This window comes from Halomonas beimenensis, from assembly GCF_002549795.1.
Lineage (GTDB): Bacteria > Pseudomonadota > Gammaproteobacteria > Pseudomonadales > Halomonadaceae > Halomonas > Halomonas beimenensis.
In genome coordinates this window covers 3,798,022-3,814,000 of sequence record NZ_CP021435.1, presented here as the reverse complement: position 1 = coordinate 3,814,000, position 15,979 = coordinate 3,798,022, and the positions used below count along the sequence as shown (strand labels likewise).

10 protein-coding genes are annotated in these 15,979 nt (G+C 68.3%); 6 read left to right on the top strand and 4 right to left on the bottom strand.

The features are described 5' to 3' along the window. Nucleotides 1-18: 18 nt before the first annotated feature. From BEI_RS17740 to BEI_RS17725, 4 genes are all read right to left on the bottom strand, one after another. A complete protein-coding gene (locus BEI_RS17740) occupies nt 19-1,395 on the bottom strand; it encodes an MFS transporter (RefSeq protein WP_097790747.1) in 1,377 nt (458 codons plus the stop codon). A gap of 228 nt (nt 1,396-1,623) precedes the next feature. Continuing rightward, nucleotides 1,624-3,270, bottom strand: a complete 1,647-nt coding sequence (locus BEI_RS17735) for an MFS transporter (protein ID WP_097790746.1) — start codon at nt 3,268-3,270, stop codon at nt 1,624-1,626. A gap of 282 nt (nt 3,271-3,552) precedes the next feature. After that, nucleotides 3,553-4,215 carry a two-component system response regulator NarL gene (gene narL, locus BEI_RS17730; protein WP_097790745.1) on the bottom strand — a complete coding sequence of 221 codons (663 nt, stop codon included), beginning with the start codon at nt 4,213-4,215 and terminating at the stop codon, nt 3,553-3,555. A gap of 85 nt (nt 4,216-4,300) precedes the next feature. After that, nucleotides 4,301-6,163, bottom strand: a complete 1,863-nt coding sequence (locus BEI_RS17725; RefSeq protein ID WP_097790744.1) for a histidine kinase — start codon at nt 6,161-6,163, stop codon at nt 4,301-4,303. A gap of 216 nt (nt 6,164-6,379) precedes the next feature. Between BEI_RS17725 and BEI_RS17720 the strand changes: the two genes are divergently transcribed. The 6 genes from BEI_RS17720 (at nt 6,380) to BEI_RS17695 (ending at nt 15,809) form a co-directional block, all read left to right on the top strand. Then, on the top strand, nt 6,380-7,681 hold the full coding sequence (locus BEI_RS17720; protein ID WP_097790743.1) for an MFS transporter: 1,302 nt from the start codon (nt 6,380-6,382) through the stop codon (nt 7,679-7,681). A gap of 426 nt (nt 7,682-8,107) precedes the next feature. Beyond that, nucleotides 8,108-11,863, top strand: coding sequence for a nitrate reductase subunit alpha (locus BEI_RS17715; protein WP_097790742.1), 3,756 nt, complete (start codon nt 8,108-8,110; stop codon nt 11,861-11,863). Next, a complete protein-coding gene (gene narH / locus BEI_RS17710) occupies nt 11,860-13,446 on the top strand; it encodes a nitrate reductase subunit beta (RefSeq protein ID WP_097790741.1) in 1,587 nt (528 codons plus the stop codon). The genes BEI_RS17715 and narH overlap by 4 nt, the downstream gene beginning before the upstream one ends. Further along, on the top strand, nt 13,439-14,224 hold the full coding sequence (narJ, locus tag BEI_RS17705) for a nitrate reductase molybdenum cofactor assembly chaperone (RefSeq protein WP_097790740.1): 786 nt from the start codon (nt 13,439-13,441) through the stop codon (nt 14,222-14,224). Before narH ends, narJ begins: the two co-directional genes overlap by 8 nt. Nucleotides 14,225-14,236: 12 nt before the next feature. Further along, entirely contained in the window at nt 14,237-14,920 is a 684-nt protein-coding gene (gene narI / locus BEI_RS17700; RefSeq protein WP_097790739.1) for a respiratory nitrate reductase subunit gamma, read from the top strand. A gap of 76 nt (nt 14,921-14,996) precedes the next feature. Beyond that, nucleotides 14,997-15,809 (top strand): peptidylprolyl isomerase, encoded by an 813-nt coding sequence (locus BEI_RS17695; protein ID WP_097790738.1) that lies wholly within the window; start codon nt 14,997-14,999, stop codon nt 15,807-15,809. Nucleotides 15,810-15,979: the final 170 nt, after the last annotated feature.

Here is a 15,979-nt window from a genome sequence, read left to right as displayed (position 1 = left end):
CGGCGTCGGGGACGGGGATCAGGCCCCGGCCTCGTGGCCCGGTCGCGCCGATGACGCGGCCCGCTCGTCACGGAGCGGAGGACGGTTGCCGACATCCTGGATCTCCGGCAGGTAGCGGTAGCGTTCCTCACCGAGCTCCGGCAGGCGGCGGCGTTCCATGCGGCGGATGGCGCCGTGCATCCAGAGCAGCGACACGGCCACCAGCACGAAGAGCACCATGTAGGAGCTGGTCCAGACGCCGGTGAGGTCGAGCACCGCGCCGAAGATGATCGGCAGGAAGAAGCCGCCCAGGCCGCCGATCATGCCGACCAGGCCGCCCACCGACCCCACGTTCTCCGGATAGTAGACCGGGATGTGCTTGTAGACCGCGGCCTTGCCCAGGGACATGAAGAAGCCCAGCAGCACGGTCAGCACCACCACGCCCCACAGCGGCATCGCCAGGGAGAAGGCGATCTGGCCCTCCTTGCCCTCCACCACGTAATGGGTCTCGGGATAGGCGAGCAGGAAGAGGCAGACCAGCGAGGCGATGAAGGTCAGGTACATGATCGACCGGGCGCCGTAGCGGTCGGACAGCCAGCCGCCCAGGGCGCGGAAGACGCTGGCCGGCAGGGTGTAGAGGGCGGCCAGGGACCCGGCCACGGCGATGCTGACGTCATAGGCGCCCACGTAGTAGCGCGGCAGGTAGGAGGCCAGGGCGACGAAGGCGCCGAAGACGAAGAAGTAGTAGAGGGCGAAGCGCCACACCTGCAGGTACTTCAGCGGCTCCAGTTGCGCCTTGGCGGAGGTGGCCTTGCCGCCCGCGCCGCGCCGGGCGCGGGTCAGCGGGTCCTCCTTGGCGAACACCCAGAAGCCCACGGCGACCACCGCCAGCACGATGGCGTAGACCACCGCGGTCTGCTCCCAGCCCAGGGCCAGCAGCAGGAAGGGGGCGGCGAAGTTGGTCACCGCGGCCCCGGCGTTGCCGGCGCCGAAGATGCCCAGCGCGGTACCCTGCTTCTCCTTCTCGAACCAGTAGGAGGTGTAGGCGATGCCGACGATGAAGGAGCCGCCGGCCAGGCCCACGCCGAGGGCGGCGACCAGGAACATCGCGTAGGATTCGACGTAGGACAGCAGGAAGACGCAGGCCGCGGTGACCAGCATCAGCACGCTGAACACCCGGTGACCGCCGAACTGTTCGGTCCAGATGCCGAGGAAGAGCCGGCTGATCGAGCCGGTGAGAATCGGGGTGGCCACCAGGATGCCGAACTGGGTCTCGTTGAGGCCCAGGTCCTGCTTGATCTTGATGCCGATGATGGAAAAGATCGTCCACACCGCGAAGCAGGTGGTGAACGCCAAGGTACTGAGTGTCAGCGCCCGGATCTGCTGTGGCCGGGTCACCCCCTCGAGGTGTTTCATGTCGAGCCTCCTTCGGCGATGCATGAATGGTCGTCTTCCAGACTGGCAGGCGGGGGACGGAGGATATTGACGTGTATCAAGTCTGCGCTGCCGCTACCCCTTGATATTCCAGGCCTATCTCCTTGGAGGTAGGTCGGGCCTGCCCCCTTCGGCGTCCTGCCGGGGCGTGAACCGCGACGACCGGGCCGCGGGGCCCGGTCGTGAGTGGCGGGGTGGGTGTCGCCCGGCTCAGGGGTTCTTCACGTAGGCGTTGCGGCGCAGGTAGAACCACCAGTTGACCACCAGGCACAGGGCGTAGAAGACCGCGAAGCCATACATGGCCATCTCCGGGGTGCCGGCCTTGATCTGCTCGCCCATCACCCGCGGGGCGATGAAGGCGCCGTAGGCGGCCACCGCGGAGGTCCAGCCGAGCACCGGGCCCTTCTGCTGCAGGTCGAAGATGAAGCCGATGCTGCGGAAGGTGGAGCCGTTGCCGATGCCGCTGGCGGCGAACAGCACGATGAACAGCAGCAGGAACATCCAGAAGTACTGGTTCGGGTCGGTGGCGTTGTAGGCCAGCATCATCACGTAGCCCACCGCGGCGGAGGCCAGGACCATCACCACGGAGATGGCCTGGGTGACGATGGCGCCGCCGACCTTGTCGGAGATCCAGCCGCCCACCGGGCGGATCAGGGCGCCGACGAAGGGCCCCATCCAGGCCCAGGTCAGGGCGCTGGGGGCGTCGGGATTGGCCACGCGGGTGACGGTGCCGTCGGCGGCCACCTCCATCATGTTGCCGAAGATCACGGTGATCGACAGCGGCAGGGCGGCGGAGAAGCCGATGAAGGAGCCGAAGGTGGCGATGTAGAGCACCGTCATCGCCCAGGTGTGCTTGTTGGAGAAGATTGCGAACTGCTTCTGGATGTTGGGCTTGATGTCACCGGGAATCAGCCGCAGCAGGCCCAGGGTCAGGGCGATGGTCAGCGGCAGGGCGAGCCACATGTTGAGCCAGCCCAGGGCCGCCACGCCGATCACCGCGGTGATCAGGCCCACGCCGTAGAGGCCGAGGATCTTGCCGAAGGCCTGCAGGGGCGAGCCGGGGTTGGGGGTGATGGCGCGGATGTTGTTCATGCCGAACCAGCCGGCGAAGGCCAGCGGAATCAGGAAGACCAGCCAGATCAGGCCGGCGTTCTGGATCCAGGTGTCGGTGCCCGCCTCGATGCGGCCGATCAGGGTGCCGCTGGCCTTCTGCAGCTCCATCGGCTCGCCGCCCAGGGCGCCGAACAGGCCGACGGTCATCACCAGCGGGATCAGGATCTGCATGGTGGTGACGCCGAAGTTGCCCAGGCCGGCGTTCATCCCCAGCGCATAGCCCTGCTGCTTCTTCGGGTAGAAGGTCGAGATGTTGCTCATCGAGTTGGCGAAGTTGCCGCCGCCGATCCCCGAGAGCAGCGCCAGCGCCTGGAAGACCCAGAAGGGCGTGCCCGGGTTCATCAGCGCCACCCCGGTGCCGAGCGCCGGCAGCATCAGCAGGGCGGTGGTCAGGAAGATGGTGTTGCGCCCGCCGGCGATGCGGATCATGAAGGACGCCGGGATGCGCAGGGTGGCCCCGGACAGGCCGGCGATGGCGGTCAGGGTGAACAGCTGGTCCACCGTGAAGGGAAAGCCCAGGTTGCGCATCTGGGTGGTGATCATGCCCCACATCAGCCAGACGGCGAAGCCCATCAGCAGGCTGGGGATGGAGATCCACAGGTTGCGATTGGCGATCCGCCGTCCGGTGCGTTCCCAGAACGTCGGATCCTCGACGTCCCAGTGGTCGAGGTCGGCGTTGGCCCGGCCCGGCGGGCGCTTCGGCTCGCCTTCCCAGCGGGCGGAATCGGCACTCTCTCGGCTCATGGTGTGTCCCCCTTGATGGTCTTTCGGTGGGCCCCGTCATGGGGCTTTGCAGCGAAAGATACGCCGGGGACAGGACTGGCGAAACGGGCTGAAAATGCCAGGAAAACAGCGGGATACCACTAGAGGGGTAGTCGGGGGTAGGCGTCGCTTGCCCGCCATATCAAGGGCTTAGCCGAACCGGGCCCGGGGTGGGGGAGCCCTCGGGCGACGCCCGGGGGCATTGGAGGTATCCACACAGAACCCCGGGCGTCGCCCGATCGATGCGTCAGACGGTCGGGCGGCCTACTTGTCCACACCCTCCTGCACGGCCCACACCGCGGCCTCGACCCGGGAGCGCAGGTTGAGCTTCTTGAGCAGGTGCTTGACGTGGACCTTGACCGTGCCCTCGGTGATGTCGAGCTTGCGGGCGATCAGCTTGTTGGACAGCCCCGCGGCGAGCTCGCGCAGGATCTCCCGCTCCCGTTGGGTCAGGCTGTGGATATCGGGGGTGGCCGGCTGGCTGCGCTGGTTGCGCAGCGCCTCGGCGAGCAGGGCGGTGAGGCTGTCGCTGATCACCATGCGGCCGAGTGCCGCCTGGCGCAGCTGGTGGACCATGTCGTCCGGATCCATGTCCTTGAGCAGATAGCCATCGGCCCCGGCGCGCAGGGCGGCCACCACGTCCTCCTCGTGGTCGGACACGGTGAACATCACGATGCGACCGGCGAAACCGTCCTCGCGCAGTCGCTTGAGGGTCTCGATGCCGTCCATGCCCGGCATGTTGAGGTCGAGCAGGATCAGGTCGGGGTCGAGCGCCTTCGCCAGGCGCAGCCCTTCCTCGGGTTCGCCGGCCTCGCCGGCCAGGGTCATGTCATCCTCCAGCTCGAGCAACTGGGTGACTCCACGGCGCAGCAGGGGATGGTCGTCGATGATCAGGATCGAGGCGCTGTCTTGGGCGGTGCGGGTCATCCTGTGGGTCCCTGTCGAGGAATGAGCGGGCCACCTGGAGGAAGACGCCGAGCGACATCGGGCGCAGCCATGAGTCCGGATCCTCCTAGGCGGGTTGCTGGGTGATCAGTCTAGCCGTCTGGGGCGTGAAGCCGACCGAGACGAGGGTACCGCCGGCCTGGCGATTGCGCACCTGGAAGTCGCCGCCCAGGGTATCCGCGCGGTCGCGCATGATGACCAGGCCATAGTGCATGGGGGGCGAGGTGTCATCCTCCAGCCCGATGCCGTCGTCCTCGACCATCACCTCGAGGCGGGCCTCGGCGAAGCGCACCGTGACGGCGGCCCAGTGGGCCCGGGCATGCTTGTGCACGTTGGCCAGGGCCTCGCGCACCACCTGCAGGACATGGATCTCCTCGTTGGGGTTGAGCAGGTGGGGAGGCACGTCGAAGAACAGCTCGACCGGGAAGCCCAGGCGCTCGCTGAACTCCAGCGTGGTCTGGCGCAGCGCGCTCTGCAGGCCGGGGCCATCGAGGCGCAGCCGGAAGGTGGTGAGCAGTTCGCGAAGCTGACGGTAGGCGCTGTCGAGCCCGGTGCGCAGCTCGTCGAACACCGGCGCCTGGGTCTCCCTCGGGAGCTCCTTGGCCTGCATGCGCTCGAGCCGGGCGACCTGCATCTTCAGGTAGGACAGCGACTGGGCCAGGGAGTCGTGCAGTTCCCGCGCGATGATGGTGCGCTCGTTCATCAGCGTCACCTGCTGCTCCTCCTCGATGCGCCGCTGCAGGTAGACCGCCGTGGCCAGCTGGTCGGTGAGGGTGTAGAGCAGGCGTCGGGTGCTGTCGTCGAGGCCGGTGTCCCGGGGATACCAGACCTCCAGGGTACCGAGCAGGGTGTCGCCGACGCTGACCGGCAGCAGCAGGCACTCCGCCTCGTCGTTCTCCGCCAGCGACAGCGGCTCGGGATCGAGCAGGCAGGCATGGCAGTCGTGGTCCCGGCAATAGGTGGGCCGGGACCGGGAATGGGTCGCCAGGATGGGGACCTCGCGCTGGTCATAGGGATCGTGAAGCGCCAGTCCCATCGGGCCGATCCCCAGCAGATCCTCCAGACGACGCAGCATGGGGGCGGCACTGGCACAGAGATCGTTGCCCCCGCCGTAGAGGGCCCGGCTGCCGTCATGGAGGATCTGCATGGCCTCGTTGCTGCGGGCCAGCTGACGCTGCTTGTGCGAGACCCGGGCCTCGAGCTCGGCGTAGCTGGCGCCGAGTTCCGTGGCCATGGTGTCCAGGGTCCGGCCGAGCAGGGCCAGCTCGTCGCTCCCCGAGAGTCGGGTGCGGTAGCCGAAGTTGCGGCGGCCGGCTTCCCGGGCCTGGACCACCAGCTGGTGCAATGGCCGAACCAGGTTGTAGCGGATGTCGTAGAGGGCGATGGCCACCACGACCACGGTCAACGCCAAAAAGAGGATCTGCAGGGCGCCGAGCAGCTGGATCTTGGCCTCGCTGTTCTGCTCGAGCAGGCTCACCAGGCGATCGATCTCGTCCACCAGCCCCTCCAGTTCGCGGGTCAGGGGAGGGATCGCGGCGTCCCCGCCGGCGACGGCCTCGACGACGCGCGGTGCCAGCTCGCCGGCCCAGCGAGCCTCGAGTCGGTGATACTGGGTCAGCAAGCGGTGTCCCTCGGCCCCCGGCAGGGCGCCGGTCAGGTCGGGACTGTCGAGGCGCTCGGCGAAGCGCTCGGCCAGCGTCTCGACGCGATCGCGGCGCTCGGCGCTCGGCGCCCGGTCATAGCGCTGCAGGGCGGCGACGACCTGATAGGTGTTCATGCGCAGCGAGCCGGCCAGGTTGATGGCGGCGGCGTCGCCCCGGCTGCTGCCGGCGATCCAGGCGGTCACGGCGATGCTCACCAGCGCCATGGCGCTGATCGCCAGCAGCGAGCCGATGATCCGAGCCACCAGGGAACGCTGGAGCAGTTTCATGGGACCTCCGGGAGGACGCGAAGCGTGGGCAGGAGCGGTGTTACGAGGGGGCATCGCCGGTGTGGCGACCGCCCACCATTCAACGAATCGTGGCTCCTGAATGCCACTATACCCTAGTAGGTAGGTGTCGCTCCCTCAAAGGCATACCTCCCATGCCCTTTTGACGCCCCTCCCGGCGCTCACGAGAATTCGGGTATCGTCCCGTGAGTCCCGACCATGAAACGCGCCGATTCCGCCCTCGTTCCCGGAGGAGTGCCCGTGCCGGAGCGCCAGGGCGAGCCGTCGCCGCCGCTGGGCTATCGTGCCCTGGTGGTGGTGGTGCTCTCGCCGCTGGCCTTCGCGCTGGTGTTCGCCTGCTGGACCCTGTTCGCCGTGCTCGGCCTCGAGCTGCGGCGCGACCTGGCGCTGCCCCCGCTGGCCTTCGCCGGCCTGCTGGCCATGCCGTTGCTGGCCGGGGCACTCGCCAGCCTGCCGGCGGCCCTGCTGGCCAGGCGGCTGGGGGGACGCCGGGTCATGCTCGCTTGCCTGCTGGTGATCTGTCCCTTCCTGTGGTGGATCGGCCATGCCCGGCACTACCCGGAGTTCCTGCTGGCCGGCCTGGGGATGGGCGTGGGGGCCGGGGCGCTGGCCGCCGGGCTGGTGCACGTGGCGAGGCTGGGGCCCTCCCGGCATGTGGGCCTGGCCCTGGGGCTCTACGGGGCGGGCATGGTCGGCGCGGGACTCGGCTATCTGCTGCTGCCGCTGGTCAGCCAGGCCTATGGCTGGCGGGTCGCGCCGCTGCTCTACCTGCTGCCGGTCGTGCTGGTGGCGGGCCTGCTCTGGCTGTTCGCCGACGACGCCGAGGCCCCGCGGTCCGGGCGCGAACCGGGCCTGGCGGCGGCGCTGTCCGCCGGGCTGCGCCGCCTCCAGGACTGGACGCTGTGGCGGCTGGCGGTGACCTACGGCTTCTTCTTCGGGGCCTTCGTCGGCCTGGCGCTGTGGCTGCCCGGCGAACTGACGGCCCGCTACGGCCTCTCCCTGCAGGCCGCGGCCCTCTGGGCGTTGCCCTTCCCGCTGGCGGTCGGGGCGGGGCAGGTGCTGGGCGGCGCCCTGGCCGATCGCCGCGACTTCCGCAGCCTGCGCTGGTGGGTGAGTGCCTTCGTGCTGGTCTGTCTCTTCCTGCTTTCCTACCCCCCCTTCGAGATGGTGATCCATGGCGTCCATGGTCCCCTGGCGCTGCGCTACGACGCCCCCCTCTGGGGGTTCGAGCTGCTCCTCGTCCTGATGGGGCTGGCCATGGGCCTGGGCCTGGGCAGCCTGATGCGACTGATCCATCGGGACCACGGTGACGACATGGCCCTGGTGGCCGGCCTGGCCCTGACCCTGGGCGGGCTCTTCGCCGCCCTGCTGCCGCCGGTGTTCGTGCTCGGCAGCGCCTGGACAGGGCTGTCCACCGCCGGCTTCATGTTCCTCTACGCCGCCCTGGTGGCCTGCATGCTGGTGATGCTCGCCGATCATGCCCGCGGCCCTCGCCCCTGACTTCGCAGATTTAGCGTCACACCCCCGGCTGACGTGGGAACGCAGCTCCGCTTGGCGATATGCCTCGGCCTGGTCCGGGCGTCGGCGGCGCCATCGCCGATGCGCCGGACCGGCTCCGAAGAGAACGTCCGCACGGAAGGCTACCCCCTGGGGCATCCGGCTCCGCTGCGCCATCGGCAAGCCTTCGGATGCGGCGGGACCGAGCCTGTTCCTGCCGCCTTCCGCCCCTCCCGCCAGGGGCTTATCCCCAGGCGAAAGGCCTGCCTATCCCCTTGGGGGTAGCGGCGAGGTATATGGAGGTAACCAGGCAGTAATCGGCGTGGCGATCACCCAGAATCGGCTCCAGCGACCCTGGCCGTGAAGGCGACGGCGCAGGACGGGTGACCGAGGGGTCACGCATCAATTCGAGGAGCCTGGAGAGCGACCATGAGTCACTTCATCGATCGGCTGAACTTCTTCCGCAAGGCACGCGAGCCCTTCGCCAACGACCATGGCGAGCTCCGCGGCGAGTCCCGGGGCTGGGAGGACGGCTACCGCCAGCGCTGGCAGCACGACAAGATCGTGCGTTCCACCCACGGGGTGAACTGCACCGGGTCGTGCAGCTGGAAGATCTACGTCAAGAACGGCCTGGTCACCTGGGAGACCCAGCAGACCGACTATCCCCGGACCCGGCCCGACCTGCCCAACCACGAGCCGCGGGGCTGCCCGCGCGGGGCCAGCTACTCCTGGTACATCTACAGCGCCAACCGCCTGAAGCATCCCCTGGTGCGCAAGCCCCTGCTCAAGCTGTGGCGCGAGGCCCTCGCGGCCAAGGGCGATCCCGTGGACGCCTGGGCCTCCATCGTCGAGGACCCGGCCAAGGCCAAGCAGTACAAGCGGGCCCGGGGCATGGGCGGCTTCGTGCGTGCCGACTGGGACGAGCTCAACGAGCTGATCGCCGCCTCCAACGTCTACACCGCCAAGCAGTACGGTCCGGATCGCATCATCGGCTTCTCGCCGATCCCGGCCATGTCGATGGTCTCCTACGCCGCCGGCAGCCGCTACCTGTCGCTGATCGGCGGGGTCTGCATGAGCTTCTACGACTGGTACTGCGACCTGCCGCCGGCCTCGCCGATGACCTGGGGCGAGCAGACCGACGTGCCGGAGTCCGCCGACTGGTACAACTCGGGCTACATCATCGCCTGGGGCTCCAACGTGCCCCAGACCCGCACCCCGGATGCCCACTTCTTCACCGAGGTGCGCTACAAGGGCACCAAGACCGTCTCCATCACCCCGGACTACGCCGAGGTCTCCAAGCTCACCGACGAGTGGCTGTCCGCCAAGCAGGGCACCGACGCGGCGCTGGCCATGGCCATGGGGCACGTCATCCTCAAGGAGTTCCACCTCGACAAGCCCAGCGCCTACTTCACCGACTACGTGCGGCGCTACACCGACATGCCCTTCCTGGTCGAGCTCGAGGCCCGGGAGGACGGCAGCCATGCACCCGGCAAGCAGCTGCGCGCCAGCGACTTCGCCGACGGCCTGGGGCAGGACAACAACCCCGAATGGAAGACCGTGGCCTGGGACGAGACCCGCGACCAGCTGGTGGTGCCCCGCGGCTCCATCGGTTTCCGCTGGGGCGAGGAGGGCAAGTGGAACCTCGAGTCGCGCAACGCCGAGGGCGACGAGATCAAGCCGCGGCTGAGCCTGGCCGAGGCCCATGACGAGGTGGCCCGGGTGGCCTTCCCCTACTTCGGCGGCATCGCCCACGAGCATTTCGATCACGTGAAGAGCGGCGGCGCCAGCGACGAGCTGCTGTTCCACAGCCTGCCCGCCAAGCGCCTGACCAAGGCCGACGGCAGCGAGGTCCTGGCGGTCACCGTGTTCGACCTGATGTGCGCCAACTACGGCATCGATCGCGGCTTCGGCGAGGACGACGGCGCCACCTCCTACGATCAGGTCAAGCCCTACACCCCGGCCTGGCAGGAGAAGATCACCGGCGTGCCCGCCGAGCAGTGCCTGCGCATCGCCCGGGAGTTCGCCGACAACGCCGACAAGACCCACGGGCGTTCCATGATCATCGTCGGTGCCGGGATGAACCACTGGTACCACATGGACATGAACTACCGCGGCCTGATCAACATGCTGATCCTGTGCGGCTGCATCGGCCAGAGCGGCGGCGGGTGGTCCCACTACGTGGGCCAGGAGAAGCTGCGCCCGCAGACCGGCTGGCTGCCGCTGGCCTTCGGCCTGGACTGGCAGCGACCGCCGCGGCACATGAACTCCACCTCCTTCTTCTACAACCACTCCAGCCAGTGGCGCTACGAGAAGCTCGAGGTCAAGGAGATCCTCTCGCCGCTGGCCAACCCGGCCGACTACTCCGGCAGCCTGATCGACTTCAACGTGCGCTCCGAGCGCATGGGCTGGCTGCCCTCCGCCCCGCAGCTGGCGACCAACCCGCTGCGCCTGGCCAAGGCCGCGGAGGCCGCGGGCCTGTCCACCAAGGACTATGCCGTCGAGCAGCTCAAGAAGGGCGAACTGGCCTTCGCCGCCGAGGACCCGGACGACCCGCAGAACTTCCCGCGCAACATGTTCATCTGGCGCTCCAACCTGCTGGGCAGCTCCGGCAAGGGCCACGAGTACATGCTCAAGTACCTGCTCGGCACCCGCCACGGCATCCAGGGCAAGGACCTGGGCGAGGACGGCGGCCAGAAGCCGGAAGAGGTGAAGTGGCACGAGCAGGCCCCGGAGGGCAAGCTCGACCTGCTGGTGACCCTGGACTTCCGCATGTCCACCACCTGCCTGTACTCGGACATCGTGCTGCCCACGGCGACCTGGTACGAGAAGGACGACCTCAACACCTCGGACATGCACCCCTTCATCCACCCGCTGACCGCGGCCACCGACCCGGCCTGGGAGTCGCGCAGCGACTGGGAGATCTACAAGGGCATCGCCAAGGCCTTCTCCAAGGCCTGCGTGGGCCACCTGGGCGAGGAGACCGACCTGGTCACCCTGCCGCATCAGCACGACTCCCCCGCGGAGCTGGCCCAGCCCGAGGTCAAGGACTGGAAGAAGGGCGAGTGCGAGCCGATTCCCGGCAAGACCATGCCGGCGCTGATCGAGGTCAAGCGCGACTACCCGGCCACCTATGAGCGCTTCACCTCCGTCGGCCCGCTGCTCGACAACCTGGGCAACGGCGGCAAGGGCATCAGCTGGAAGACCGAGAAGGAAGTCGAGCTGCTCGGCAAGCTCAACTACGTCAAGACCGAGGGGCCGGCCAAGGGGCGTCCGCGCATCGAGTCGGCGATCGACGCCGCCGAGGTGATCCTCACCCTGGCCCCGGAGACCAACGGCCAGGTGGCGGTGAAGGCCTGGGGGGCGCTCTCGAAGATCTCCGGCCGCGATCACACCCACCTCGCCGAGCCCAAGGAAGAGGAGAAGATCCGCTTCCGCGACGTGGTGGCCCAGCCGCGCAAGATCATCTCCAGTCCGACCTGGTCCGGCCTCGAGGACGAGCACGTCTCCTACAACGCCGGCTACACCAACGTCCACGAGCTGATTCCCTGGCGCACCGTCAGCGGTCGCCAGCAGTTCTACCAGGATCACGCCTGGATGCGCGCCTTCGGCGAGAGCCTGCTGGTCTACCGGCCACCCATCGACACCAAGGCGGCGGTCAGCCTGGCCGAGCCCAAGGGCAACGGCAACCCGGAGATCGCCCTGAACTGGATCACCCCGCACCAGAAGTGGGGCATCCACTCCACCTACAGCGACAACCTGCTGATGCAGACGCTGTCCCGGGGCGGGCCCATCGTCTGGCTGTCCGAGGACGACGCCCGCGCCATCGGCGTCGAGGACAACGACTGGATCGAGCTCTACAACGCCAACGGCGCCATCGCCGCCCGGGCGGTGGTCAGCCAGCGGGTCAAGAACGGCATGGCGATGATGTACCACGCCCAGGAGCGGATCCTGAACATGCCGGGCTCTGAGGTCACCGGGACGCGCGGCGGCATCCACAACTCGGTCACCCGCGTGTGTCCCAAGCCGACCCACATGATCGGCGGCTACGCGCAGCTGGCCTACAGCTTCAACTACTACGGCACCGTCGGCTCCAACCGCGACGAGTTCGTCATCGTGCGCAAGATGAAGAAGATCGACTGGCTGGACGGCGAGGGCAACGACTATGAGCAGGAGGCCGTGAAATGAAGATTCGTTCCCAGGTAGGCATGGTCCTGAACCTCGACAAGTGCATCGGCTGCCACACCTGCTCGGTGACCTGCAAGAACGTCTGGACCAGCCGCGAGGGCGTGGAGTACGCCTGGTTCAACAACGTCGAGACCAAGCCCGGCATCGGCTATCCCAAGGAATGGGAGAACCAGAGGAAGTGGAACGGGGGCTGGCTGCGTCGCAAGGACGGCCGCATCGAACCGCGCATCGGCGGCAAGTGGCGGGTGCTGGCGAACATCTTCGCCAACCCCGACCTGCCGGAGATCGACGACTACTACGAGCCGTTCACCTTCGACTACCAGCACCTGCACACCGCCAAGCAGGGCGAGCACCAGCCCACCGCGCGGCCGCGCTCGCTGATCTCCGGCCAGCGGATGAACAAGGTCGAGTGGGGCCCGAACTGGGAGGAGATCCTCGGCACCGAGTTCGCCAAGCGCCGCCGCGACGCCAACTTCGAGCAGGTACAGGCCGACATCTACGGCCAGTTCGAGAACACCTTCATGATGTACCTGCCGCGGCTGTGCGAGCACTGCCTGAACCCCACCTGCGTGGCGTCCTGCCCGAGCGGGGCGATCTACAAGCGCGAGGAGGACGGCATCGTCCTGATCGACCAGGACAAGTGCCGCGGCTGGCGGATGTGCATCTCCGGCTGCCCCTACAAGAAGATCTACTACAACTGGAAGACCGGGAAGTCCGAGAAGTGCATCTTCTGCTACCCGCGCATCGAGGCCGGCCAGCCCACGGTGTGCTCCGAGACCTGCGTGGGCCGCATCCGCTACCTGGGCGTGCTGCTCTACGACGCCGATCGCATCGAGGAGGTGGCGAGCTCCCCGGACGAGCGTGACCTCTACCACCGCCAGCGCGAGATCTTCCTCGACCCCTTTGACCCCGAGGTGATCGCCCAGGCCCGGAAGGACGGCGTGGCCGACAGCGTGATCAAGGCCGCCCAGGAGAGCCCGGTCTACAAGCTGGCAATGGACTGGGGCCTGGCGCTGCCGCTGCATCCGGAGTACCGCACCCTGCCGATGGTCTGGTACGTGCCACCGCTGTCGCCGATCCAGTCGGCGGCCGAGGCCGGCCAGGTCGAGTACGACGGGGTGCTGCCGAAGATCGAGTCGCTGCGCATCCCCGTGAAGTACCTGGCCAACCTGCTCACCGCCGGCGAGGAGGAACCGGTAGTGCTGGCCCTCAAGCGCCTGATGGCCATGCGCCTCTACATGCGCGGCAAGCACGTGGAGGGCGCCGCCGACGCCGCGGTGCTCGACGAGGTCGAGCTCACCGAGGCCCAGGTGGAGGAGATGTACCGGTATCTCGCCATCGCCAACTACGAGGATCGCTTCGTGATCCCCACCAGCCATCGGGAGCTGGCCACCGAGGCCTTCCCCGAGCGTGGCGGCTGCGGCTTCAGCTTCGGCGACGGTTGCCACGGCGACACCGGCCAGAGCCTGTTCGGTGGCCGCAAGCAGACCACCACCCTCGTCAAGTCGGTGGAGGTCTTCGATCCCCACGCCCAGAGCGAGGGTCGGCGCGATGAGACAGCCGAGGAGGCCCGTCATGGCTGAGACCGCCCCCATCGCCACCGCCCCGGCGGACGACATGCTGAGCCTGCGCGTGCTGGCCCGGCTGCTGGACTATCCCACGGAGGCGCTCCAGGGCGCCGCCGGGGAGATGATCGAGCTCCTCGATGCCGAACGGCGCTGGTCTGCGTCGCTGCGCACCGCCCTGATGGACTGGTGCCAGCGCCTGGCCGAGGCCGAGCTGATGGAGCTCCAGGCCGAGTACGTGGCGCTCTTCGACCGCGGCCGCGCCACCTCGCTGCTGCTCTTCGAGCACGTCCACGGCGAGTCACGGGATCGCGGCCAGGCCATGGTCGACCTGCTGGCCGAGTATCGCGCCGCCGGCTTCGAGATCGATGCCCGGGAGCTGCCCGACTACCTGCCGCTGTTCCTGGAGTACCTCTCCACGCGGCCCGAGGCCGAGATCGGCCGCTGGCTGGGCGAGATCCGCCACATCCTGGCCAGGCTCACCGCCCGACTGGAGGAGCGCGACGCCGACCACGCCCTGGCGCCCCTGGCCCTGCTGGCGCTGATCGGCGCCGAGGGGGACGTGGACGCGCACCGGGAGCCCGTGAAGGAGGAGACCCGGGACGACACCCCCGAGGCCCTGGACGCGGTCTGGGAGGAGGAGGCGGTCCGCTTCTCCGCCGCCTCCGACCAGGACTGCGCCCTGCAGTCGGCGGAAGGTCGCCGGCTGGTCGAGCGCAAGCACCAGGTCTCGAGCGACCCCGTCAAGATCATGCCCGGCGGCGGCTCGACCGCCCGCGCCGTGAGCGATCGCTAAAGGAGAACCGTCATGTTTGGCGAATACCTGCAACACCTCATCTACGGCTATTACCCCTACCTGGCCGGTACGGTGTTCCTGGTCGGCAGCCTGCTGCGCTACGACCAGGGCCAGTTCACCTGGAAGACCGGCTCGAGCCAGATGCTCTCGTCGAAGAACATGCGCCTGGCCAGCAACCTCTTCCATATCGGCATCATCGTGATCTTCTTCGGTCATCTCTTCGGCATGCTGACGCCCCACTGGGTCTATGCGCCCTTCCTCAGCGCCGGGACCAAGCAGGTGATCGCCATCGTGGTGGGCGGCATCGCCGGGGTGATGTGCCTGGCCGGCGGCGCCATGCTGCTGCATCGTCGCCTCACCAACCCCCGGGTCCGGGCCTCCTCGAGCCTGATGGACACCCTGATCCTGGCGCTGCTGGTGTTCCAGGCGGCGCTGGGCGTCACCACGGTGTTCTTCTCCCTGGGCCACCTGGACGGCGAGATGATGCTGACCCTGGCCGCCTGGGCCCAGGCCATCGTCTTCTTCGGCGGCGGCGCCGCGGACTACATGGCCGAGGTCTCCTGGATCTACAAGCTGCATGTCTTCCTGGGGCTGACCATCATCCTGCTCTTCCCCTTCACGCGGCTGGTGCACGTGTGGAGCGTGCCGCTGGGTTATATCACCCGCCGCTACCAGCTGGTTCGCAAGCGGGGCTGAGACCCAGCAGACACGGGGCCGGGCTTTACCGGCCCGTGACCGCAGGCGGGCCGAGAAGAGATTCGAGGAATTGACCATGCAGAAGATCGATATCGAGCAGATTCCGGGGAGCGCCGCGCCGCCCCCGATCCGGGTCGGCGAGGCCCGCATCGACCAGGCCGCCATCGCCCAGGAGATGCAGTACCACCCCGCCGACAGCGCCGGCGATGCCCAGCTCAAGGCGGCCCGGGCCCTGGTGGTGCGCGAGCTGCTGCGCCAGCGGGCCGGCCGGCTCGGCCTGGCGGTGGACGAGGAGGCCGACGTCGAGGCCTCCATCGCCGCCTTGCTGGAGCGGGAACTGGACGTGCCCGAGCCCGACGAGGCGGATTGCCGGCGCTTCCATGCCGCCCATCCGGCACGCTTCAGCGAACCCACCCGGCTGCGGGTTCGCCATGTGCTGCTGGCGGCGGCCCCGGACGACGCCAGGCATCGCGACGGGGGGTACCGGCTGGGCGAGAAGCTCATCCAGCAGTTGCGCGAGGCCCCGCAGCGCTTTACCGAGCTGGCCCAGCGCCATTCCGACTGCCCCTCCCGGGACGACGGCGGGGAGCTGGGCTGGCTGGTGCCCGGCCAGACCGTGCCCGAGCTGGATCGCGCCCTGCAGCACCTGCCCGAGGGGCTGCATGGCCGGCCGCTGGCCTCCCGCTACGGTTGGCACGTGGTCTCGATCGATGCCCGGGAGGAGGGCCGTGAGCCGCCCTACGAGGAGGTCGCCGAGCGGGTCCGCCACAGCCTGCGGGAGCAGGCCACCCGCCGGGCCCTGCGCCACTACCTGCTGGCGTTGGAGGCGGAGATCGGCGTGGAGGGCATCGAGCTGGACGATGACAGTGCCAGCGCCCTGATGCAGTGACTTTCGGTGGAAAAGTGCCTGCGCTCGGCCATACGGCGTTGAGAATCGGATCGAAATGCTCATTTAGGCACATCTAAACTCCGCATTCTCACCGATTCTCGCCTTGTCTGGCCATCGCTCGTCGACTTTTCCCCTCGAAAGTCAGTCCCTGAATGATTCTGCAGACGCCG

Excerpts from the sequence above, each read along its gene's own strand:
- narJ (WP_097790740.1), top strand. The coding sequence starts at position 13,439 with ATGGCTGAGACCGCCCCCATCGCCACCGCCCCGGCGGACGACATGCTG.
- BEI_RS17735 (WP_097790746.1), bottom strand. The coding sequence starts at position 3,270 with ATGAGCCGAGAGAGTGCCGATTCCGCCCGCTGGGAAGGCGAGCCGAAG.
- narL (WP_097790745.1), bottom strand. The coding sequence starts at position 4,215 with ATGACCCGCACCGCCCAAGACAGCGCCTCGATCCTGATCATCGACGAC.
- BEI_RS17740 (WP_097790747.1), bottom strand. The coding sequence starts at position 1,395 with ATGAAACACCTCGAGGGGGTGACCCGGCCACAGCAGATCCGGGCGCTG.
- BEI_RS17720 (WP_097790743.1), top strand. The coding sequence starts at position 6,380 with ATGAAACGCGCCGATTCCGCCCTCGTTCCCGGAGGAGTGCCCGTGCCG.
- BEI_RS17695 (WP_097790738.1), top strand. The coding sequence starts at position 14,997 with ATGCAGAAGATCGATATCGAGCAGATTCCGGGGAGCGCCGCGCCGCCC.
- BEI_RS17725 (WP_097790744.1), bottom strand. The coding sequence starts at position 6,163 with ATGAAACTGCTCCAGCGTTCCCTGGTGGCTCGGATCATCGGCTCGCTG.
- narH (WP_097790741.1), top strand. The coding sequence starts at position 11,860 with ATGAAGATTCGTTCCCAGGTAGGCATGGTCCTGAACCTCGACAAGTGC.
- narI (WP_097790739.1), top strand. The coding sequence starts at position 14,237 with ATGTTTGGCGAATACCTGCAACACCTCATCTACGGCTATTACCCCTAC.
- BEI_RS17715 (WP_097790742.1), top strand. The coding sequence starts at position 8,108 with ATGAGTCACTTCATCGATCGGCTGAACTTCTTCCGCAAGGCACGCGAG.